This window comes from Ralstonia sp. ASV6, assembly GCF_016429285.1.
In the GTDB taxonomy this organism is placed as follows: domain Bacteria; phylum Pseudomonadota; class Gammaproteobacteria; order Burkholderiales; family Burkholderiaceae; genus Ralstonia; species Ralstonia flaminis.
In genome coordinates this window covers 1-20,315 of record NZ_JAELUI010000016.1, presented here as the reverse complement: position 1 = coordinate 20,315, position 20,315 = coordinate 1, and the positions used below count along the sequence as shown (strand labels likewise).

At 63.7% G+C, this 20,315-nt stretch carries 18 protein-coding genes; 12 read left to right on the top strand and 6 right to left on the bottom strand.

What is annotated here, in order from left to right; genetic code table 11:
- The first annotated feature begins 2 nt into the window (after positions 1–2).
- The 5 genes from JHD73_RS04640 to JHD73_RS04620 all read left to right on the top strand — a co-directional run bounded on the left by JHD73_RS04640 (position 3) and on the right by JHD73_RS04620 (position 4,808).
- Positions 3–854, top strand: a complete 852-nt coding sequence (locus tag JHD73_RS04640; RefSeq protein ID WP_199028260.1) for an ABC transporter permease — start codon at positions 3–5, stop codon at positions 852–854.
- Positions 851–1,657 (top strand): ABC transporter permease, encoded by an 807-nt coding sequence (locus JHD73_RS04635; RefSeq protein ID WP_199028258.1) that lies wholly within the window; start codon positions 851–853, stop codon positions 1,655–1,657. The genes JHD73_RS04640 and JHD73_RS04635 overlap by 4 nt, the downstream gene beginning before the upstream one ends.
- Entirely contained in the window at positions 1,654–2,727 is a 1,074-nt protein-coding gene (locus JHD73_RS04630) for an ABC transporter ATP-binding protein (protein ID WP_199028256.1), read from the top strand. The genes JHD73_RS04635 and JHD73_RS04630 overlap by 4 nt, the downstream gene beginning before the upstream one ends.
- The gene (locus tag JHD73_RS04625; RefSeq protein WP_199028255.1) at positions 2,727–3,575 is read left to right on the top strand and encodes a phosphodiesterase; all 849 of its coding nucleotides are present in this window, start codon (positions 2,727–2,729) and stop codon (positions 3,573–3,575) included. Before JHD73_RS04630 ends, JHD73_RS04625 begins: the two co-directional genes overlap by 1 nt.
- A gap of 354 nt (positions 3,576–3,929) precedes the next feature.
- A complete protein-coding gene (locus JHD73_RS04620) occupies positions 3,930–4,808 on the top strand; it encodes a hypothetical protein (RefSeq protein ID WP_199028253.1) in 879 nt (292 codons plus the stop codon).
- 169 nt (positions 4,809–4,977) lie between these two features.
- Here the strand turns inward: JHD73_RS04620 and JHD73_RS04615 are convergent, their stop codons facing one another.
- The gene (locus JHD73_RS04615; protein ID WP_199028251.1) at positions 4,978–5,667 is read right to left on the bottom strand and encodes an FMN-dependent NADH-azoreductase; all 690 of its coding nucleotides are present in this window, start codon (positions 5,665–5,667) and stop codon (positions 4,978–4,980) included.
- 141 nt (positions 5,668–5,808) lie between these two features.
- Between JHD73_RS04615 and JHD73_RS04610 the strand changes: the two genes are divergently transcribed.
- Positions 5,809–6,717: a LysR substrate-binding domain-containing protein gene (locus JHD73_RS04610; RefSeq protein WP_199028249.1), complete on the top strand. Its 909-nt coding sequence runs from the start codon at positions 5,809–5,811 to the stop codon at positions 6,715–6,717.
- Here JHD73_RS04610 and JHD73_RS04605 read toward each other — a convergent pair.
- The gene (locus JHD73_RS04605) at positions 6,688–8,013 is read right to left on the bottom strand and encodes a polyhydroxyalkanoate depolymerase (RefSeq protein WP_199028324.1); all 1,326 of its coding nucleotides are present in this window, start codon (positions 8,011–8,013) and stop codon (positions 6,688–6,690) included. The two genes, JHD73_RS04610 and JHD73_RS04605, sit on opposite strands and share 30 nt — an antisense overlap.
- A gap of 268 nt (positions 8,014–8,281) precedes the next feature.
- On the opposite strand from JHD73_RS04605, the gene JHD73_RS04600 reads away from it, so the two are divergent.
- The 4 genes from JHD73_RS04600 (at position 8,282) to JHD73_RS04585 (ending at position 12,270) form a co-directional block, all read left to right on the top strand.
- Positions 8,282–8,944, top strand: a complete 663-nt coding sequence (locus JHD73_RS04600) for a glutathione S-transferase family protein (protein ID WP_199028247.1) — start codon at positions 8,282–8,284, stop codon at positions 8,942–8,944.
- Between the two features lie 136 nt (positions 8,945–9,080).
- A complete protein-coding gene (gene pdhA / locus JHD73_RS04595; RefSeq protein ID WP_199028245.1) occupies positions 9,081–10,166 on the top strand; it encodes a pyruvate dehydrogenase (acetyl-transferring) E1 component subunit alpha in 1,086 nt (361 codons plus the stop codon).
- Positions 10,159–11,139: an alpha-ketoacid dehydrogenase subunit beta gene (locus JHD73_RS04590; RefSeq protein ID WP_199028243.1), complete on the top strand. Its 981-nt coding sequence runs from the start codon at positions 10,159–10,161 to the stop codon at positions 11,137–11,139. Before pdhA ends, JHD73_RS04590 begins: the two co-directional genes overlap by 8 nt.
- 3 nt (positions 11,140–11,142) lie before the next feature.
- Positions 11,143–12,270: a dihydrolipoamide acetyltransferase family protein gene (locus JHD73_RS04585; protein ID WP_199028241.1), complete on the top strand. Its 1,128-nt coding sequence runs from the start codon at positions 11,143–11,145 to the stop codon at positions 12,268–12,270.
- A 16-nt stretch (positions 12,271–12,286) separates the two neighbouring features.
- Here the strand turns inward: JHD73_RS04585 and JHD73_RS04580 are convergent, their stop codons facing one another.
- The 3 genes from JHD73_RS04580 to JHD73_RS04570 are packed head-to-tail and all read right to left on the bottom strand — an operon-like array spanning position 12,287 to position 16,340.
- Positions 12,287–13,765 (bottom strand): amidase, encoded by a 1,479-nt coding sequence (locus tag JHD73_RS04580; protein WP_199028239.1) that lies wholly within the window; start codon positions 13,763–13,765, stop codon positions 12,287–12,289.
- A gap of 35 nt (positions 13,766–13,800) precedes the next feature.
- Positions 13,801–15,012, bottom strand: coding sequence for a M20 aminoacylase family protein (locus JHD73_RS04575; protein WP_199028237.1), 1,212 nt, complete (start codon positions 15,010–15,012; stop codon positions 13,801–13,803).
- A gap of 26 nt (positions 15,013–15,038) precedes the next feature.
- Positions 15,039–16,340, bottom strand: a complete 1,302-nt coding sequence (locus JHD73_RS04570) for an MFS transporter (RefSeq protein ID WP_199028234.1) — start codon at positions 16,338–16,340, stop codon at positions 15,039–15,041.
- Between the two features lie 287 nt (positions 16,341–16,627).
- On the opposite strand from JHD73_RS04570, the gene JHD73_RS04565 reads away from it, so the two are divergent.
- Complete coding sequence (locus JHD73_RS04565) at positions 16,628–17,545, top strand: LysR family transcriptional regulator (protein ID WP_199028232.1); 918 nt, start codon at positions 16,628–16,630, stop codon at positions 17,543–17,545.
- Positions 17,546–17,581: 36 nt separating this feature from the next.
- Here JHD73_RS04565 and JHD73_RS04560 read toward each other — a convergent pair whose 3' ends face one another.
- Positions 17,582–18,604: an AraC family transcriptional regulator gene (locus JHD73_RS04560; protein ID WP_199028230.1), complete on the bottom strand. Its 1,023-nt coding sequence runs from the start codon at positions 18,602–18,604 to the stop codon at positions 17,582–17,584.
- Between the two features lie 76 nt (positions 18,605–18,680).
- Here JHD73_RS04560 and JHD73_RS04555 point away from each other — a divergent pair, with 76 nt between their 5' ends.
- Positions 18,681–19,892, top strand: a complete 1,212-nt coding sequence (locus JHD73_RS04555) for an MFS transporter (protein WP_199028228.1) — start codon at positions 18,681–18,683, stop codon at positions 19,890–19,892.
- The last annotated feature ends 423 nt before the right edge of the window (positions 19,893–20,315 follow it).

Here is a 20,315-nt window from a genome sequence, read left to right as displayed (position 1 = left end):
GCATGAGCACCGTCACCCGAACCACCTTGCCAGAGGATGCGGTACTGCCCGCACGGTGGCGGGTGGCGTTGCTGGCGCCGGCCGTTGCGTTGTTCTGCGCATTCTGGTTGCTGCCAATGGCTGCGCTGCTGCGTGTGAGTGGCAGTGAAGGCTTGATCGCCACCTACACGGCAGCGCTGACCACGCCGCGCTATCTGAGTAGCCTTGTCTCCACGGTCGTGTTGTCGGCGGCCGTGACGCTGGCAACGCTCGTGCTCTCGACCATTGCTGGACTGTTTCTGGTGCGCCATAACGTGCCGGGCAAACGGCTGATTACCGCCATGCTGACGTTCCCGCTGGCGTTTCCGGGCGTGGTGGTCGGCTTCATGGTGATCCTGCTGGCCGGGCGTCAAGGCCTGCTGGGTGACCTGACGCGTGCGCTGACCGGCGAGAAATGGGTCTTCGCCTATTCGATCGGCGGGCTGTTTCTCGGCTACCTGTATTTCTCGATCCCGCGCGTGGTGCTGACGGTGATGGCGGCGGCGGAAAAGCTCGATCGCTCGCTGGAAGAGGCCGCGCGCTCGCTGGGGGCATCGTCTTGGCAGGTCACGCGCGACGTGCTGGTGCCGGGGCTCGCACCCGCGCTCATCGCCTCGGGGGCCATCTGCTTTGCGACCTCGATGGGCGCATTCGGCACGGCCTTCACGCTTGCCACCGAAATCGACGTGTTGCCGATGACGATCTACACCGAATTCACGCTCAACGCAGGCATTGCGATGGCAGCAGCGCTGTCGGTCGTGCTGGGTGTGGTGACATGGCTGGTGCTGGCGATTGCGCGCACTGCAAGCGGCGGGCAAACCGGAGCGGCGGCATGAAACGCCTGCTTTCTCTCTCGCAGTGGTTGATTACGCTGCTGCTGTGCCTGTTCCTGATCGTGCCGGTTGTGCTGTCAATGGCTGTGGGCCTGACGCGCAACTACATCCGCGGTTTCAAGAGCGGTTGGACGTTGGATTGGGTCGCCCAGGTGTGGGACATGTACCAGACGTCGATCTGGATGTCGTTGCTGGTGGCGCTGTGCACGCTGGTGATCGTACTGGCCGCTGGTGTGCCGGCCGGTTATGTGCTGGCCCGCCGTCAGAGCCGCACGAGCCGCCTGATCGAAGAATTCCTGACGCTGCCTGTGGCGCTGCCGGGCTTGGCGACAGCACTGGGGTTGATCGTTGCGTATGGCGGGTTCGGCGGCTTTCGCGAAAGCCTGTGGTTCATCGTGGTCGGGCACGTGGTGTTCACGCTGCCGTTCATGGTGCGCTCGGTAGCGGCGGTGTGTGCGGGGCAGAACCTGAAGACGCTGGAGGAGGGCGCCGCCAGTTTGGGTGCGTCGTTCTGGCAGCGCTTTCGCACCATCGTGCTGCCCAACGTGCAGCCCGGCATCCTGGCCGGCGCGCTGACGGTGTTGACGCTGTCAGTGGGTGAATTCAACCTGACCTGGATGCTGCACACGCCGCAGACCAAGACCCTGCCGGTCGGCCTGGCCGACACCTATGCGTCGATGCGCCTGGAGATTGCCAGCGCCTACACGCTGATCTTCTTCGTCATGATCGTGCCGCTGCTGGTACTGATGCAGCGCTTTGGCGGGCTGCGCACGAGCGACACCCGCAACGGAAAGACCTCCCGATGAGCAAAGACTCTCTCAATCTCGCACCTGTGCCGATCCAGCTGCGCGGCTGCGGCAAGCACTTCGGCGGCCAGCGTGTGCTGGACCCACTCGACCTCGATATCGGCGCCGGTGAAACCGTCGTGCTGCTCGGCCCCTCGGGTTGCGGCAAGACCACCACGCTGCGCATCGTAGCCGGGCTGGAAGCGCCGGATGCGGGCGGCACCGTGCGCTTTGGCGACGAGGATGTCACCGCGCGCCCCATCGAGCGCCGCCGCGTCGGTATGGTGTTCCAGAACTACGCGCTGTTTCCCAACCTGAGCGTGCGCGGCAATGTGGAATACGGCCTGCGCATCCAGCGCCGCCTGAATGGCCTGTCTGACGCACAGATCAGCGTCCGTGCGAACACGCTGCTGGAGATGATGCATCTCACACCGTATGCCGATCGCGCTGTCGACCAGCTCTCCGGCGGCCAGCGCCAGCGCGTGGCCTTGGCACGCGCCTTGGCGCCGGAGCCACGCGTGCTGCTGCTCGACGAGCCGCTCACGGCACTCGACGCCAAGCTGCGCGAATCTGTGCGCGCCGAAATGGACCGCCTGCTGCGTAGCCTCGGCATCACCACCATTTACGTGACGCACGATCAGGAAGAAGCGATGGCGCTGGCGGATCGCATCGTCGTGATGGAAGCCGGCCGCATCGCGCAGATCGGCACGCCACGCGAGATCTACTTCCAGCCGGCCAACCGGCATGTGGCCGATTTCATCGGCATCATGAACCGGCTCGACGGCCTGCGGCGCGATGGTGCATTTGTCTGCGCGGGTGGTCGTGTGCCCGTGCTGGCAGGCGAGGGCAAGGATGGAAACGATACGGTGTTCTTCCGCCCGGAAGACGCCGTGCTGGCCGATCCGGCGCACGCTGCGCTCAAGGGCACGGTGGAATCGGCGGTGTTTCTCGGGTTCCGCACCCGTGTGCGCGTGGCGGGCGTTTCGGCCATGCCGTTGTTCATTGACGTGCCCGGCCGCCAGCACTTTGCGCCAGGCCACGCGGTCGGCTTTGATGTTCCGGCAGACCGGCTCCTCACCTTGCAAGCGTGATGCACTTTCTGCAACTGACCGACCTTCATATCAAGCGCCCGGGGCGGCTGGCATATCGGCGTGTGGATTCTGCCGCCTATCTGGCACGTACCGTGGAGCACGTCCTTGCGCAGCCTGAGCGCCCCGAGGCCATTGTGCTGACCGGTGATCTGGTGGATGCCGGCTCCCCCGAGGAATACGCGCACCTGCGCGCCGTGCTCGCGCCGCTGGATGCGGCAGGCATCCGCATGCTGCCTGTGCTTGGCAACCATGATGCCCGCGATGCCGCACGCGACGCCTTTGCCGACTGGCTCGCGGCCATTCCGGCTGCCGCACAAGACCCGCATGCATTCCAGTACTGGGCCGACCTTGGCGATGTGCGTCTGATCGTGCTCGACACGCTGGACACCGGCCACCCGGGCGGCCGCCTGGGCGTGCAGCGCCTGGACTGGTTGGCCGAAGCGCTGGCGCAGGAAACGCTGCGTCCGACGGTGATTGCCATGCACCATCCGCCGTTTGCCACCGGAATCCATCACATGGATGTGCAGTCGCTGGCCGAAGACGACATCCCGCCGTTTGCGCAGATCGTGCGTGCGGCGGGCAACGTCGAGCGCATCATCTGCGGCCATTTGCATCGCTCCATTGACGTGCGCTTTGCGGGCACGGTGGCATCGACCTGCCCATCACCGGCGCATCAGGTGGCGTTGGACCTGAACCCCGCGGGCGAACCCGGCTTTGTGATGGAGCCGCCCGCCTACAAGGTGCATGCCTGGGTGCCAGGCCAGGGGCTGGTGAGCCATCTCGCTTACGTTGGCGAATTCGATGGCCCGCACCCGTTTTTTGAGGCCGATGGAAGATTAATTGATTGAGTCGTTTTGAGGAGTAATGCTGGCCGCCGATGAGGCCAGCTTGCGCCTTACGCAGCATACGAAGAACTTTCAATTTCTTGTGCATCCAGGCCAAGATTCATTTTCCAAGCGGTTCGGTGGGTTTTCGCCATCATTAAAAAAGAAGCGCCCCTTCATTTTTTGACGATGGGCTGTTCTCTGCATAGCCTTCGACAGTGCCGGAAATGATTGCCTGAGCATCATTGACTCACAATGTGTGCACTATTTTTGTGCGCGCATCCGGCGCGACCCAACCTGTCTTTGCTTGTCTTAAATGTATTGATTGCCCGATGCTAAATTTGGCATGGGTTCATATCTGCATCATTTGGAGGTTATATGGCAGACGGAAATTTGGTGAGCGACTGGACACCGAAAGAAGGCGACGTCGTCTTCGTTGTTGACGATGAAGGTACCATTATTGCAGCCAAACCCAGAACACTGAGCAGGGGTGACACTTTAACTATTTCACACAACGGCGCGGCGAAGTTGGTTGCGGCACGAATTCCAGAGTGGAAAGAGTTTAAAGGCGGTATTGAAAGCGTGATCAAGAAGCCATTTAACCTTCCAGTGACTTTTGATTTTATGGCGGGCACGGATATGGTTTTCGTGCGGCTTACGCCATTAGCTTATGACTCCAGTGGAAATATAATTGATGCCAGCGCGGTCTGCGAGCTTGTGAAATCAAATTTTAATGGAGAAATTCAAACCGGAGTTACTCTGAGGCGATCACCGTATGTGAAAGATGGAGAAGTGGTGCGCTATCAAAAGAAAAGAATACCGGATGGAACGCTGGTGAGCGATTGGACGCCGAAACAAGGTGCTGCCGTGTACATTGTTGAAGACGCAGGCGCGCTGTGCCAGAATGGCTTGATTAAAGGAGATAAGTTGACAATCTACCCTGATTCCACCGTGAGCATGGTCAATACGCAACTCAGATCTTCGCTGGAGGAAAATGAGGGTCATCAGACTTTTAAGCGAGAGAATCCGGAACGTCGCAATAACTGGAGTTCCTTTCCCGGGTCTTTAATTGGGAGTGAATCTTCTCCTGTGATGGCTCATTTTGGAATTGAAACAACAGATATGCATTTGAATTTTATATCACCAACTTATGACTCAAGTGGAAATATAAATGGCATCAATGCGGAACTTTGGTACGGATCCGGTGGGGCGAGTGCCCCCATTCAAAGGCGAGTTATTTTAAAACTGGAATCATAATACAATTATCCTTCGCGCTGCCATTCGTGAAAATTTTACGTTGCGGATGGTAGTGCTGCCGAAAAAACACTTGGCGCGCCAATAATCAATCGATATTTGTTTGTGCTCCCGAGCATCGCGTGTATTCACGCCAGCACACAAAACTAAACCCAGATGGACGGTTGATCGACTAAGCTGCCTTAGCGGCGGTGCTTGCCGCCATGCGCGCCACCAGCGCATCGACATCGGCTTCAGCAGACGCAATCGACGCACGCAGCCGATCGTCCGCAAACTCGTCGTACTCGATGGCGACGGACGCCACGTCGGTGATACCGATGTAGCCGAACGCCGTGGCCACGCCGCCTTCCACATGGTTCAGGTGGGCGATGCGCTGGCCAGGGCCATAGCCGAAGTCACCGCGCGAACTGAGGATGACGAGGCGCTTGTTCATCTCAGCCAGCAGGGGCCAGTAGGGCTCGCCTGCGCGGCTGCGGTCGAAGCCGAACGTGCGGCCTACGCGCACGATGTTGTCGATGTAGGCCTTGAACTGCGCGGGCATGCCGAAGTTGTACATGGGCACACCGGCCACGATCACGTCTGCGGCAAGCAACTCGTCGACCAGCGCATCGCTTTGCGCCAGCGCTTCGTGCATCCACGGTTCCCGCTGCGCGGGCGGCGTGAATGCGGCATGCACCCAGTGGCCATCCACGGGCGACGGCGGTTGGGCGCCGACGTCTCGGTAGACGATATGCGCATCGGGCTCACGTTCGCGCCAGCGCGCCACGAAGCGGGCCGTAAGCCGGCGGGTGTGCGAACCGTGGCGGGCCGTGTCGGAACTGCCCGGCCGGGCGCTGGAGTCGAGGTGCAAAAGACGGGTCATGTCGAATCCGTTATGAGTGGAGGTGTGCCCACTCTATGAACCGCGCTGCACTGCGACAAACGACATGTTTTGCGCGCGACGGATGACTTGAAATCATCCATGCAGACCATGAGGACACGGCACCCGTGACACAATCCGCGCATGCGAAAACTCCCGCCCCTGAGCGCGCTGCGTGCCTTTGAGGCCACTGCACGCCATCTCAGCATGAAGCGCGCCGCCGACGAACTGTCGGTCACGCCCACGGCCATCAGCCACCAGATCCGCCGCCTGGAAGAGGCGCTGGGCGTGACGCTGTTCGAGCGGCAGGTGCGCGCGCTGCGGTTGTCGGAGGCCGGCGAGCGACTGTATCCGGTGCTCAACACCGGCTTTGATGCGTTTGCGCAGGCCATCGATACCATCCGCGCTCCCGCGGTGCAGCCGGTGCGCCAGCGCGTCACACTCACCGCGCCAATGGGGCTGGCCGCGCGTTGGCTCGTGCCCAGACTCGGTGAGTTCGCCACGCAGCATCCGGAGGTGGATTTGCGCATCCATGCGTCCGATACGGTGGTCGACCTGCATGGCGGCAGTGCGGATCTGGCCGTGCGCTATGGCGAGTCGCCTACCGCCAGCGCCGGCCTCGTCGCCGCACACCTATTTGACGATGCCTATGCACCGGTCTGCCACCCAGGGCTGAACATCCGTTCGCACGACGATCTGGCGCGTGTGCCGCTCATCCACTCGGAATGGCAGCGCACATTGCCGCAATCCATCGGTTGGCCTCTGTGGGCCCGTGCCGCTGGCATCGAACACGTGCTCAAGATCGCGTCGGGCATCGTGCTGTCTGACGACGGGCATGCCATGTCTGCGGCCCTGGCGGGGCAGGGCGTGGTCCTGGCGAACCTGCCGTTGGTGCGCGACGCGCTGGAGGCGGGCACGCTCGTGCAGCCGTTCGACGGGCCGGTCATCCGCCGCTATGCCTTCTGGGCGGTCGCGCCGGAAACGCGCCTGGAGGAGGGCGCCGCACGGGCCGTGTGGGATTGGCTACGTCTGGCCGGAAGCCGCGGCCTTTGAGGATTCGACCCAGTCGCGCAGGCTGACAACCTGACCACCGGTCTGCGACGCGGTGGCAGCCCTGGGCGCGCGCGGCTCGTGGTCATGGATGGTGGCGCGCACCATCGGGTAGATCTGCGTTTCCCACTTGCGGCCATTGAATACACCGTAGTGCCCCACGCCGGTCTGCACGTGGTGCCGCTTCATGTACGGGCGAAGACTGCTGCACAAGTCCTGCGCGGCCATCGTCTGGCCCACCGCGCAGATGTCGTCCTTCTCGCCCTCGATGGTCAGCAGTGCGGTATGTCGGATGGCACGCGGCTCGACCCGCCGACCGCCTACGTGCAGTTCCCCGAGCGGCAGCGCGTACTGCTGAAACACCGTGCTCACGGTTTCCAGGTAGAACTCGGCCGTCAGGTCAGTGGTGGCGAAGTACTCCTCGTAGAACCTGCGGATCGCCTCAGCCTTGGCCGGGTCACCCTTTGCGCGCTCGTGGTGCAGGTCAGAGAACGACGCTGCGTGCCGATCCAGGTTCATGGACATGAACGCGCACAACTGCACGAAGCCCGGATACACGCGCCGCTGTGCGCCCACAAAGCCCGCCGGCACTACGCTGATGAGGTTGCGCTCGAACCACTCGATCGGCCGGCTGTTGGCCAGCGCGTTGACCTTGGTCGGATTGATGCGGCAATCGATCGGCCCGGCCATTAGCGTCATGCTGGCGGGCTGGGCGGGGTCGCCGTCTTCGGCCATGAGCGCCACGGCAGCCAGCGCGGCCACGGTGGGTTGGCAGATCGCCACGAGGTGGGCATCGGGCCCGAGTTGCTGCAGAAACCTGATGACGTGGCCAACGTAGTCCCCAAAGCCGAAACTGCCTGCGGAAAGCGGAATGTCGCGCGGGTTGTGCCAATCGGTGATGTACACATCATGGTCGGCCAGCATGGTGCGCACGGTGCCGCGCAGCAGCGTGGCGAAGTGTCCGGACATCGGCGCGATGATCAGCACGCGCGGTTGCTGTGGACCGCTGGCCTTGCGGAAATGAAGCAAGGCACCAAAGGGCGTATTGCAGACGACCTCTTCCGTCACGGCGACGGGCTCACCGCACACGTGCACGGTGTCAATGCCAAAGGGCGGCCGGTGGTGCGATAGGCCGGCCATCTGTACGAGCTCACAGCAGGCATCGATGTAGCGGCCGTGTGGGCTTTCGGCCAATGCGGGGGTCGCGGCAATCGTTGCTCGTGCAATGGCTGCAGCATCCCGCCACGGCCGCATCAACTCCGTGATGGCCTGGTAGGCGGGATAGGCAAGGATGTTCATGGCGTCGTTGGCGCAAGCCTGCAGCGTGGGCGCATCGGTCAGACATGAGGCAAGGCAAGTCATGTGCCAGACCGGTTTGCACTGGCATGGTGTTTGCGAATCGCCAGACACGGCGCGCCATCCAGGGCAACCTAGCGCGCGCCAGGGCATGGCGGCGCGCTTTGCGCGGGCTGCGTGCCACGTCATGCAATGGTGCGCATGCGGCGTTTCGGTGCAGAACGTCCAGATTTGGTGAAGCGCGCCCAGGCAGGCAACCACGGAGACCGCCATGAGCCGGACGACCACTACGCTGACCATCAGCAGCCGCAACTATTCGTCGTGGTCGTTCCGTGGCTGGCTGCTTGCCCGGCTGGCGGGCATCGAATTCGAAACGGTGGTGGTGCCGGTCGATGATGCGGCCGCGCGTGCAGAGTTGCTGCTGCTCTCGCCGTCCATTCTCGTGCCGTGTCTCCACCACGAGGGCATCAAGGTGTGGGACACCCTTGCCATTGCCGAGTATCTCAACGAGATCCGTCCGCAAGCGCATCTGCTGCCGGCCGACCGCGCGGCGCGCGCGCATAGTCGGGCCGTCTGCGGCGAAATGCACTCCGGCTTCAGCGCACTGCGCTCTGCACTGCCGATGAACCTGCGCGCGCAGTTTCCAAACTTCCGGGTCTGGTCGCGTGCGCAGGACGATATCGAACGCATCGTCGCCATCTGGCGCGAATGCCTGCAGCACTATGGTGGCCCATGGCTGTTCGGCAAGACGCCCGGCATGGCCGATGCGATGTACGCCCCGGTCGTCACGCGCTTTCTCACCTACGATGTCAAGCTCGACCCGGACATCGCCGGGTACTGTGCGACCGTGCTCAAACATCCGTTCGTGCGCGAGTGGATGGAAGCCGCCCAGCTTGAGACCGAGGACATCGACGAGCTGGACGTGGAGTTCTGAACGCAGCACGCTGCACCGCAAAAACGTAAGCCCCGGTCCACACCCCAACGCGCCTCAGCCAAACGGCTGGACTTGTTTTCGGTCGCCCAGCGTCTAGTGTGGGAAGGAGACCAAAAGAACAAAAGGGGCTGCAGTCATGACCACGGTCGGCAGCTTTCAGATCGACTATCTGCAGGTCCTGGACCGCGAGGGCAAGCCGGTTCAGCCACTCCCGGCGTTTGCGCAGGATGTGCAAACGCTCCTCGCGCTCTATCGCGCGATGGTGCTCACCCGTGCATTCGACACCAAGGCGGTTGCGCTGCAGCGCACCGGCAAGCTCGGCACGTTTGCGTCTTCCGTGGGGCAGGAGGCGATTGGCGTGGGCGTCGCCAGCGTGATGCACCCGGACGACGTGCTGTTCCCGTCCTATCGAGACCACAGCGCGCAATTGCTGCGCGGCGTCACGATGGCCGAGAGCCTGCTGTACTGGGGCGGCGACGAGCGTGGCAGCGCGTTCAGCAGGATGCCCCATGATTTTCCGAACTGCGTGCCGATCGGCACCCAGGTCTGCCATGCGGCGGGTGCGGCCTATGCGTTCCAGTTGCGTGGCGAGCCGCGTGTGGCGGTCGCGATCATCGGTGACGGGGGCACATCCAAGGGCGATTTCTACGAAGGCATGAACTTCGCGGGCGTATGGAATGCGCCGCTGGTCATCATCATCAACAACAACCAGTGGGCGATCTCGGTGCCGCGCAGTCGCCAGACCATTGCGCAGACGCTGGCGCAGAAAGCCGTAGCCGCCGGGATTACCGGCTTGCAGGTCGACGGCAACGATGTGATTGCAGTGCGGCAAGCCGCGCAGGAAGCATTGGATCGCGCCAGGGCAGGGGGCGGCCCCACCCTCATCGAAGCCGTGACGTACCGCCTGGGCGACCACACCACCGCCGATGACGCCACGCGCTACCGCGATTCCGACATCGTCAAGCAAGCCTGGGAAGCCGAGCCCATCCTGCGACTGCGCAAGTACCTGACCAGCGTGAATGCGTGGGACAAGACGCAGGAAGAACAACTCGGCCGCGCCTGCTATGCGCAGGTGGAAGAGGCGGTTGCCGCATACATGGCCGTCGAACACCCGGGGCCGGATGCGATGTTCGACCACCTGTACGCGACCTTGCCCAGCACGCTGACGTGGCAGCGCGCCATGGCGCTGGCATTCGCCTGCAACGGAGGCACCCATGGCTGACGTCAACCTCGTCGAGGCCGTCAACCTGGCACTGGCGCATGCGCTGGAGCACGATCCATCCGTCGTGCTGTTGGGCGAGGATATTGGCGTCAACGGCGGCGTGTTTCGCGCCACGGCGGGCTTGCAGGCGCGGTTTGGGGCGCAGCGTGTGATGGATACCCCGCTGGCGGAAACGGCGCTGGCTGGCACGGCCATCGGCATGGCGGCGGTCGGGCTCAAACCTGTGGTCGAGATCCAGTTCAGCGGCTTCATCTATCCGGCCATCGACAACGTGCTCAACCATGCCGCGCGACTGCGCAACCGCACGCGCGGGCGGCTCTCGTGCCCGATGGTGATTCGCGCGCCCAGCGGTGGCGGCATCCACGCGCCTGAGCACCACTCGGAGAGCCCGGAGGCGCTGTTCACGCATATGCCGGGGTTGCGTGTGGTGGTGCCATCGTCTCCAGCGCGGGCGTATGGGCTGTTGCTGGCAGCCATTCGCGATCCGGACCCGGTGATCTTCTTCGAGCCGACGCGGCTGTATCGCGTGTTCAAGCAACCGGTGGAAGACGACGGCCAAGCCTTGCCGCTGGACACCTGTTTCGTGCTGCGCGACGGCACCGACGTCACGCTGGTGAGCTGGGGCGGCGCCTTGCAGGAAACGCTTGCCGCCGCCGACACGCTGGCCGAAGAGGGCATCGCCGCCGAGGTGATCGACGTGGCCACGCTCAAGCCGTTGGATATGGATTCGATCCTGGCATCGGTGGCCAAGACCGGCCGCTGCGTGATCGTGCACGAGGCCGCCCGCACATCAGGCGTAGGCGCGGAGATTGCCGCCAACATTGCCGAGCATGGCTTGTACTCGCTGCTGGCGCCCGTGCAGCGCGTGACAGGCTACGACGTGGTCATGCCGCTGCCCCGGCTTGAACACCACTACCTGCCGAGCGAGGAACGCATTCTCGCGGCGGTCAGGAAAACGCTGGAGGGCGCTTGAACAATGATCGTCTTCAAACTGCCGGACCTCGGTGAGGGGCTGCAAGAGGCGGAGATCGTGCAATGGCACGTCAACGTAGGTGACACCATCCAGGCGGATCAGCCGCTGGTGTCCGTCGAAACCGCCAAGGCGATCGTGGAAATTCCGTCGCCGCAATCCGGCCGCATTGCCAAGCTATTCGGACAGCCCGGCGACATCGTGCACCTTGGCGCGGCGCTGGTCGCTTTTGAGGGCGCCGGTGGGGGCGATGCCGATGCCGGCACGGTGGTGGGCCAGATGCCGGCAGGGCAGCACGTGGTGCACGAAGCGCCTGCCGTGGTGGGCCGGGGCGCTGCAGGTGCCGGCGCGGGCGCGGGTGGTGTCAAGGCGATGCCTGCTGTCCGGGCGCTGGCACGCAAGCTTGATGTGGACCTCTCGATGGTGACGCCGTCGGGGCCGGATGGCGTGATCACCGCCGCCGATGTCGAACGTGCCGCCAAGACGTTTGCCGACCTGGGCCCGCCCGAAGTGCTGCGCGGTGTGCGGCGTGCGATGGCACAGAACATGGCCCGCGCGCAGAACGAGGTGGCTGCCGCCACCGTCATCGACGATGCGGACATTCACGCCTGGGCACCGGGCACCGACGTGACGATCCGTTTGATTCGCGCGCTAGTGGCTGGTTGCCGTGCGGTGCCTGGCTTGAACGCTTGGTTTGACGGCAATGCCGGACGGCGCCACGTGCTGGAAAAAATCGATGTGGGCATCGCCGTGGATCTGCCAGACGGGTTGTTCGTGCCCGTATTGCGCAACGTAGCGCATCGGGATGCCACGGACCTGCGCGCGGGGCTTGACCGCATGCGTGCTGACATCAAGGCGCGCAAGATTCCACCGGAAGAATTGCGCGGCAACACGATCACGCTGTCGAACTTCGGCATGATCGCGGGCAAGTACGCCGCGCCGATCGTCGTGCCGCCCACGGTGGCAATTCTGGGCGCGGGGCGTATCCACGAGCAGGTGGTTGCGGTCGGCGGCGCGCCGGCCATCCACCGTGTCTTGCCGCTGAGCCTGACGTTTGACCACCGCGTCGTGACCGGCGGTGAGGCTGCAAGATTCCTGGCGGCAGTGATTGCCGATCTGGAAGCCGCTGCGTAGTCCGTTCTGTCGGCGATCAGCGCAGCAAGGGCGATGTGCTGTGCGCTGGCGCAAACGCCTCGTGCCATGCGGCAGCAAGCTGCAGCAAGGCAAAGTCTGAGCGCGGTGGTGCAATCACCTGCAGACCCAGCGGAAGACCATCGGCTGTGAAGCCCGACGGCAAGCTTGCCGCTGGAATACCGGCAAGCGTCGGGCCGATAACGACCTCCATCCAGCGGTGATACGTATCCATCGCGCGGCCGGCAACCGTCTTGGGCCAATGTTCCTCAGCCGGGAACGGTGCGATCTGGCTGCTCGGGAGGACCAGGAAGTCGTACACGGCAAACTGCGCCAGCAACGCTTGATACCAGCGCGCGCGGGTCGCGGTGGCGCGGTTGATGTCTGCCACGCCACGGCGATGACCTTGCTCGACTTCCCAGATCGCTTCGGGCTTGAGCAGCTCTCGCGTTGCCGCGTTGGCGTACAGCTGGCCCAGGTTGCCGGTCACAATCATGGAACGCAGCGTGCACCAGCATTCCCATAGTGCCTCCATCGGGAAGAACGGCGGCACAGCTTCAACCTGGCAGCCCAGGTTCCGGAAGGTGTTCAGTGCGCGCTCGTTGACGGCCATCACCTCCGGTTCAACGGCCAGATAGCCGCCAAAGTCGCCCAGCCAGCCAATACGCGCTTGCCGGCAATCCCGATGCAGCGGCTGCGTGAAACCGGCAGGATCGTCTTGCAATGAAAGCGGCGCGCGCGGGTCGTAGCCCGCCTGCGTGGCGAGCAGCCAGGCGAGGTCTTGCGGGTTACGCGCCATCGGGCCTTCGGTGCCCAACTGCTGAAAGAACACGTCGCCGGTGGGGCCGTAAGGCACGCGACCAAGACTGGGGCGCAAGCCATAGATGTTGTTCCAAGCGGCGGGATTGCGCAGCGAACCCATCATGTCGCTGCCGTCCGCCACGGGCAGCATCTGCAGCGCCACCGCAACTGCCGTACCGCCGCTGCTGCCCCCAGCCGAGTGCGCGGGGTTCCACGCGTTGCGCGTGATGCCGTAGACCTGGTTGTAGGTATGCGAGCCCAGGCCGAACTCAGGCGTGTTGGTCTTGCCGATGAATACCGTGCCCTGCCGGCGCAGGCGCTCCGCCATGATGCTGTCGTGCGCCGGCACATTGCGCGCCAGCGCACGGCTGCCCATCGTCGTCACCATGCCGGCGACAGCCGTCAGATCCTTTGGCGCCTGCGGAAAGCCATGCATCCAGCCGCCCGACAGACCTTGCGACAACAGCACATCGCGCTCGCGCGCCTGGTCGATCGCCCACGCGGCATCGACACGGGCCACCACGGCGTTGACCGTTGGGTTGAGGCGGTCGATCTGGGCCAGGAAGGCTTCCATGACCTCCACGCAGGAAACATCACGCGCATGAATGCGCTTGGACAGCTCGATCGCGCTCCACTGCACAATCTCCTGCTGGATCGTCGAATGCGTTGCTGCGGGGGTCAGGGCGGTGTTCTGCATGGCTCTCTTCTGCGGCTCAGGCGCTCATCGGGCAATCAGGCGGTCAGGTAGGTTTGCGCCAGTCGCACCCAGCAGGCTGCGCCCAGCGGCAACACCTGATCGTTGAAATCGTAACCGGGGTTGTGGACCATGCAGCCGCCGAATTCGCCTTCGCCGTTGCCCAGAATCAGGTAGCAGCCGGGCACCTGATTGAGCATCCAGGCGAAGTCTTCGCTACCGTTGAGCCCCTTGGGCGCTTGCGTGACGACCTTGTCTGCGCCGACCAGCTCAGTGCAAACCTGCTGCGCAAGCTGGGTCTCTGCCAAGGTATTGATCATGGGCGGCGTGAGCTGGCGATAGTCGATCTGCGCTTCCACGCCATGTGCCTGTGCGGTCAGGCTGACGATCTCGCGGATACGCTTTTCCACCATGGCGCGCGTTTCCGGCCGTGCCGCGCGTACGTTGACGCCGATCGTCACAGACTCGGGAATCACGTTGTGCGTCATGCCGCCACGGATGAAACCAACCGATACCACAGCGGTGTCATCCGGTGCCACATTGCGTGCCACCACGGTTTGCAGGGCAGTGACCATGGCCGCAGATGCCACGATCGGATCGCTCGCGCGGTGCGGCATCGCACCGTGTCCGCCCACACCCTTGATGGTCACATCGGCCACATCGGAAGACAGGCTGACCGGCCCCGGCAATACGCGGAAGCTGCCGGCCTCCACGCCCGGCATGTTGTGCAGCGCGAACACCGCATCGCACGGAAAGCGCTCGAACAATCCGTCTTCGATCATGGCGCGTGCACCGCACAGGTTTTCTTCGTCAGGCTGGAAGATCAGGTTGAGCGTGCCGTCAAAGTTGCGGCTGTCGGCCAATGCCTTGGCTGCCGCCAGCAGGATGGCGGTATGCCCGTCATGACCGCAGGCGTGCATCTTGCCGTGGTTGCGGCTGGCATAGGGCAAGCCAGTCGCTTCAATGATGGGCAGGGCATCCATATCAGCACGGATGCCGAGCTTGCGCGTGCCGCTGCCGAGCTTCAATTGGCCAACCACGCCGCTTTTGCCGATGCCGGTGTGCACCTCGTAGCCCCAGCTTTTCAGCAGATCGGCGACCAGCGTGCTCGTGGCGCCCACCTCGAAACCCAGTTCGGGCTGGGCATGGATCTGGCGGCGGATGTTGACAAAGGTTTCTGCGTCGATGTGGACAGGGGGCAGCAGATGCGGCAACAGTTGGAAGGGCGTGAGCGTAGGCGCTTTGGTCATGTTGGGGTCCTGGTAGGAATCGGGGGTTAGTGGGACTCGCGCACTTCGCGCAGGCTCAGTACGGTCAGCAGCGTGATGGCACTGCACGCCATCATGTAAAAGGCAGGGGAGAGCGGATTGCCGGTGCGGGCCAGCAGCCAGGTCACGACAAACTGGCATGAGCCGCCAAACACCGTGACGCCAATCGCGTAGATCACCGACAGGCCGCTGGCGCGCACCTTGATGGGCAGCAACTCCATCATCATGAGCAGCATCGGCGTGGTGCCCAGGTACAGGCTGCCGGTCAGCAGCGCCGACAGCGCCAGCACCAGCGGCACGCTCGGGTAATGCGTCATCAGCCAGAAGGCCGGATAGAGCAGCACCACGGTCACCAGCGTTGCACCCACCACCAGCGGCTTGCGGCGCGGCAGACGATCTGCCAGCCAGCCGGAAAGCAGCGAAGCGCCAAAACTGGTCAGCCCGGTTACGCAACCTGCGAGCAATGACAGCGACGCCGGCAGATGCAGCTCGCGGATCATGTAGGTCGGCATGAAATAGATCACCAGGTATGTGCCCACCGTCCCGCCGATGATGGTGAGAACGCCCTTGACCACCAGCCCACCGTGCTCGCGGAACAGCATGCCGAGCGGGCTGGGTGCGTGCGCTTCGGCCGTATGGGTTTCATCCAGGTGCGAGCGGATATAGAGCCCGACGGGCGCGATCAGCAGGCCCAGGAAAAACGGTACGCGCCAGCCCCAGCTCTGCAGCGCTTCCGACGACAGACTGCCGTACAGAATGGCCGCAGTCAGCGCGCCACACAGTGCGGCGATGCCCTGGCTGCCCAACTGCCAGCTCACGCGAAAACCACGCCCCTTGATGCCGCCGGACTCCATCAGCATGGCGGTCGATGCACCGATCTCACCGCCCAACGAGAAGCCCTGCAGCAGACGTCCCGCCAGAAGCACCAGCGGACCGAACAGGCCTGCGATGGCGTACGTCGGCGCGACGGCCAGGCACAACGTGCCGATGACCATCAGGCCGATCGTCAATGTCATCGCGGCCTTGCGCCCGTGGCGGTCGGCATAGTTGCCGATCACGAAACCACCCAGCGGCCGCATCACAAAGCCAATGCCGAACGTCGCCACCGCCAGCAGCAGCGAGCCATACGCGCTATCCGACGGGAAGAACAGCTTGCCGATCATCAGCGCGAAGAAGCTGTAGACCGTGAAGTCGTACATCTCCAGCGCATTGCCGATCGAACACGCGGCAATCAGCCGGGCCTGACTGGCGGGCTTGGGTGCGGCAATGGCCGAGGCGGGCAGGGCCGGCTGCAGGGTGGCGTCGTTCATGGGGGTCTCCGTCCATGATGTTGAGGAAGGGCTTCTGTGAGTCCTTGGGCGTTTGCAGTATTCCGGGAACGCGCGCGCAGAAAAAATCGCAAATATTCATCCCGATAACCAAATAGAATCACCGTCATAACCGGTGCATATCCGCCATCAGGGAAAGCCCGCGAAGCCTTGCCCGACAGGCATCAGACGTGCAGAGACGGCCGCGTCACCTATCGCCGGGGCGCACCGTGGTGAAGTGGCTTGCCCCGCGCGAGGGCCCAGCCCAGGAGAAAAAGAGGAGGAGCCACATGAAGCTGCACCAATTGCGCATCCTGCTGGCGGTGGCACAGCACGGCAGCATCCATGAGGCGTCGCGCAGCCTGCACGTATCCCAGCCGGCGCTCTCCAAGGCCATTGCTGAATTGGAACGCGAGCTTGGCGTCACGCTGCTGTCGCGCTCGGTGCGTGGTGTGAGCCTGACGGCGTATGGGATGGCGCTGGTCAAGCGCGCCAGCGTGGTCGAGCAGGAGTTGCGTCACGCGCTGGAAGATATTGAATCCATCCGCGGGCATGCGGAGGCCGAACTGAACATCGGCTTTACCGCCGTGGCGTCCAGCGGGCCGCTGCCTGATGCAATGGCAGCGCTGCGCACGCGTTTTCCCAACGTTGCACTACGCGGCTTCGAGCAACGTCCACAGCAGCTTCTGGAAGGCTTGCGCGAAGGGCGGCTCGATCTCGCACTGATCTCAAGCAACAGCGGACCCGGCACGAGCAGCTTCCAGTGGGAGCCGTTGTTCTCCGTACCGATGCGCCTTGCGGTACGGCCGGGCCATCCGCTACGACGCGTGCGCAGGCTGCGCCCGCTGCTGGATGCCGACTGGCTGGTGCTGGACCCGTTGGATGACCCCGGCAGCCCGATGGTCAGCCTGATGCGGTTGCACCGGCTCGACATTCCACGGCGTATCGTGCTGAGCGGATCCAATCTGCTCGGGCTGCAATTGGCCACCAAGACCGATCTCATCAGCATGTGGTCGGACTTTGTCTTCAGCGGTACCGGCGGCCCCTTGCGCATGGTGCCTGGCTCGCTGGACGTGCTGCCGATGGAAGACGAGTTACCGGATTTTCACGTCTACATGGTCTATCGGTCGGCTGACCTGATGACGCATGCCTGTGCGGAGTTCAGCAAGGAGATTCGGCACTTCGCGCAGAGCTATCGCCAACGCTGAACGTCGGCAAGACGATGCGCCGGCACGCGTAGTGCATCACGCGCCGCTTTCTGCGCGTACCGCTCCCGGTGGCCGTCCGACCACCCGCTTGAAGGCACGGCTGAACGCGGCGAGCGACCCATAGCCGAGCCGGTAAGCAACGGCTTCGATCGTCTCGCGGTCGCGCGCGATCCATTGTGCGGCAAGCCGCATCCGCAGCTCGGTCAGGTAGCGCACCGGGGTCATTCCGGTCGCCGCAAGAAAGCGCTCGGCAAACACGGAGCGTGACACGCCCGCCTGCGCGGCCAACTCTGCAACGCTCCAGTTGCGGCCCGGATCACGATGCAGCGCGACGATCGCGCGGCCAAGCTTCGGCTCGCGCAGTGCCTGCACCCAGCCTGTGGCATCGCCGCAGCCGCACTCGACCCAGCCACGCACGATGAATGCAGCCACCACATCGGCGAGCCGCGCCAGGATGCCCGCAAAACCCGCGCGCTCCGAGCACGATTCACGCTCCATCGCATCAAGCATCGGGCGGATTTCGGGGTAGCGCGCGAGCAGGGTGCCGACATGCATAAACTCCGGCATCGTGCCGACGAGCGGCTGCATACCGCCCAGATCCAGCTCCATGCACGCGCTGAAGATCAGCGCATCGCCGGCCGTCTGCTCCGTCCCGGCGCACGTCGGCGACACACCGACCGACGCAACCGTGTCGCAGATCTTTGCAGCCTCAAAGCCAGCGATCTCGCGGCACGGGGCATCCACGTCAGACATCAGCGCATGCATGCTGCCGTGCGGCAGCAGGATCGCATCACCGGCTTCAAGCCATGTCGTTGCGCCGGTCGCGTCCCGCAGCAGCACGGGGCCACGCCCAACGAAATGGAACTGCGCGCGACCCGGCGCATGGCCGAAGCTCAACCCGAAGGGCCGTGCAACCTGGATGCGGCGGTATTGGACGCCGCTCAGCCGCATGCCCAGCAACAACTCGCTGACAAGGTCATGCACGTCGGGCAGGGGAGACAGCAGGGGCTCGGACATGGGTTCCGGACGATCAATCAACAATAACGGATTGTATGTCATAGACCGTCCCATCATCAGCCCCTACCATGTGGCCCTATTGGTACTTTCCCTGATGTTTCCTCATACGGAACGACGCATGAATCCCGGAATCTCCGCTGCCGCCTCCATCGCGGCTCCCCGTGAACCGGCCTGGGGCGCAGTCTTTGCAATGACGCTCGGCGTGTTCGGGCTCGTCACGGCCGAATTCCTGCCCGCCAGCCTGCTCACGCCAATGGCCGAAAGCCTGGGCGTGACCGAAGGCGTTGCCGGGCAGGCCGTCACGGCGACTGCTGCGGTGGCCCTCGTTACGAGCCTGCTGACCGCCGCCGCGACCCGCACGATCGACCGCCGCCGCGTGCTGCTGGCATTCTCGGTACTGCTCGTTGCATCCAATCTTGCGGTTGCATTTGCGACCAATCTGACGACGATTCTCATCGGCCGCGTGGTGCTCGGCATTGCACTCGGCGGCTTCTGGACCATGGCAACCGCGACGGCGATGCGGCTCGTGCCAGCCGCGATGGTGCCGCGCGCGCTGTCGATCATCTTCAGCGGGGTGGCCGTCGCCACCATCGCCGCCGCGCCGCTCGGCAGCTATTTCGGCCACCTGATCGGCTGGCGCAACGTGTTCATGGCTGCAGCAGTACTCGGTGTGGTGGCTTTCATGTCGCAGGTCGCAACGCTGCCGTCGATGGCACCGAGTGGCACAACGCGGCTGCGCACGCTGATTGACGTGCTGCGCCGGCCGACCGTCGGTGTGGGCATGTTTGCGACGATCTTGGTATTTACCGGCCATTTCGCATTCTTCACGTATTTGCGGCCGTTCCTCGAACAGGTTGCCGGTGTTGGCGTGAACGGGCTGTCGGCGATCCTGCTTGGTTACGGCATCGCCAACTTCGTCGGCACATCGCTTGCAGGCCGCGTGCTTGAGCATCGGCTGCGGCCAATGCTGATCGCAATGCCGGCGCTGATGGTGGTGCTCGGCATCGCGCTGGTCGCGCTGGGGCGTGCGCCGGTGATCGACGCCGTGCTCATCGCGCTGTGGGGAATGGCGTTCGGCGGCGTGCCGGTGGCGTGGTCAACGTGGGTGACGCGCACCGTGCCCGACGAGGCGGAAAGCGCGGGTGGCCTGATCGTCGCTGCTGTGCAGCTCGCGATTGCGACCGGCGCTGCTGTTGGCGGGGTCGTGTTCGATGCGAACGGCGCCTCTGGCGTGTTTATCGGTGCGGCCGTGGTGCTGGCCATTGCTGTTGCTACGATTGTGACGGGGGTGCCGAAGCGTGTGGAGACGGCGGCAGTGCTGGTTGAGTGATCAGTGGCTGCGTGCTGGCGGGCTAACCAGCTTGCCAGCTGCACTGCTGCTTGGCTTGGGCAGTTATTAACCGCATAATTTGCATTATGTAAAATTGCACGCCGGACTCGTGCGCGTCTACAGCAGGCGTTGCGTGCAATCCAGGCACGCACGGAACCGGCACCCGCGTGACCGGCAACACATCAGCAGATCCAACACCTCCCTCTTCGAAACGCCTGCATCCAGCAGGCGTTTTTTCTTCTTAGCGATCCTTCGGTAGTAGCGGCGCCTCGCCGCATCTTGCATGCCACGACGCAGCGTCCGGATATGCCAGTACAAGTGCCTGATTTCCCGCGCCAGCGCCCGAACCTCGTTCTCGGACACTCAACCCCTGCGTGTTATTGTTACGTCACGATAAATCGAAAAGTGACGACATGCGCGCAA

Bases quoted from the DNA above. Each gene is read 5' to 3' on its own strand.
- JHD73_RS04610 (WP_199028249.1), top strand. From the start codon at position 5,809: ATGCGAAAACTCCCGCCCCTGAGCGCGCTGCGTGCCTTTGAGGCCACT.
- JHD73_RS04640 (WP_199028260.1), top strand. From the start codon at position 3: ATGAGCACCGTCACCCGAACCACCTTGCCAGAGGATGCGGTACTGCCC.
- JHD73_RS04560 (WP_199028230.1), bottom strand. From the start codon at position 18,604: ATGACATACAATCCGTTATTGTTGATTGATCGTCCGGAACCCATGTCC.
- JHD73_RS04600 (WP_199028247.1), top strand. From the start codon at position 8,282: ATGAGCCGGACGACCACTACGCTGACCATCAGCAGCCGCAACTATTCG.
- JHD73_RS04585 (WP_199028241.1), top strand. From the start codon at position 11,143: ATGATCGTCTTCAAACTGCCGGACCTCGGTGAGGGGCTGCAAGAGGCG.
- JHD73_RS04580 (WP_199028239.1), bottom strand. From the start codon at position 13,765: ATGCAGAACACCGCCCTGACCCCCGCAGCAACGCATTCGACGATCCAG.
- JHD73_RS04605 (WP_199028324.1), bottom strand. From the start codon at position 8,013: ATGAACATCCTTGCCTATCCCGCCTACCAGGCCATCACGGAGTTGATG.
- pdhA (WP_199028245.1), top strand. From the start codon at position 9,081: ATGACCACGGTCGGCAGCTTTCAGATCGACTATCTGCAGGTCCTGGAC.
- JHD73_RS04635 (WP_199028258.1), top strand. From the start codon at position 851: ATGAAACGCCTGCTTTCTCTCTCGCAGTGGTTGATTACGCTGCTGCTG.
- JHD73_RS04615 (WP_199028251.1), bottom strand. From the start codon at position 5,667: ATGACCCGTCTTTTGCACCTCGACTCCAGCGCCCGGCCGGGCAGTTCC.
- JHD73_RS04625 (WP_199028255.1), top strand. From the start codon at position 2,727: ATGCACTTTCTGCAACTGACCGACCTTCATATCAAGCGCCCGGGGCGG.
- JHD73_RS04565 (WP_199028232.1), top strand. From the start codon at position 16,628: ATGAAGCTGCACCAATTGCGCATCCTGCTGGCGGTGGCACAGCACGGC.
- JHD73_RS04620 (WP_199028253.1), top strand. From the start codon at position 3,930: ATGGCAGACGGAAATTTGGTGAGCGACTGGACACCGAAAGAAGGCGAC.
- JHD73_RS04590 (WP_199028243.1), top strand. From the start codon at position 10,159: ATGGCTGACGTCAACCTCGTCGAGGCCGTCAACCTGGCACTGGCGCAT.
- JHD73_RS04630 (WP_199028256.1), top strand. From the start codon at position 1,654: ATGAGCAAAGACTCTCTCAATCTCGCACCTGTGCCGATCCAGCTGCGC.
- JHD73_RS04555 (WP_199028228.1), top strand. From the start codon at position 18,681: ATGAATCCCGGAATCTCCGCTGCCGCCTCCATCGCGGCTCCCCGTGAA.
- JHD73_RS04575 (WP_199028237.1), bottom strand. From the start codon at position 15,012: ATGACCAAAGCGCCTACGCTCACGCCCTTCCAACTGTTGCCGCATCTG.
- JHD73_RS04570 (WP_199028234.1), bottom strand. From the start codon at position 16,340: ATGAACGACGCCACCCTGCAGCCGGCCCTGCCCGCCTCGGCCATTGCC.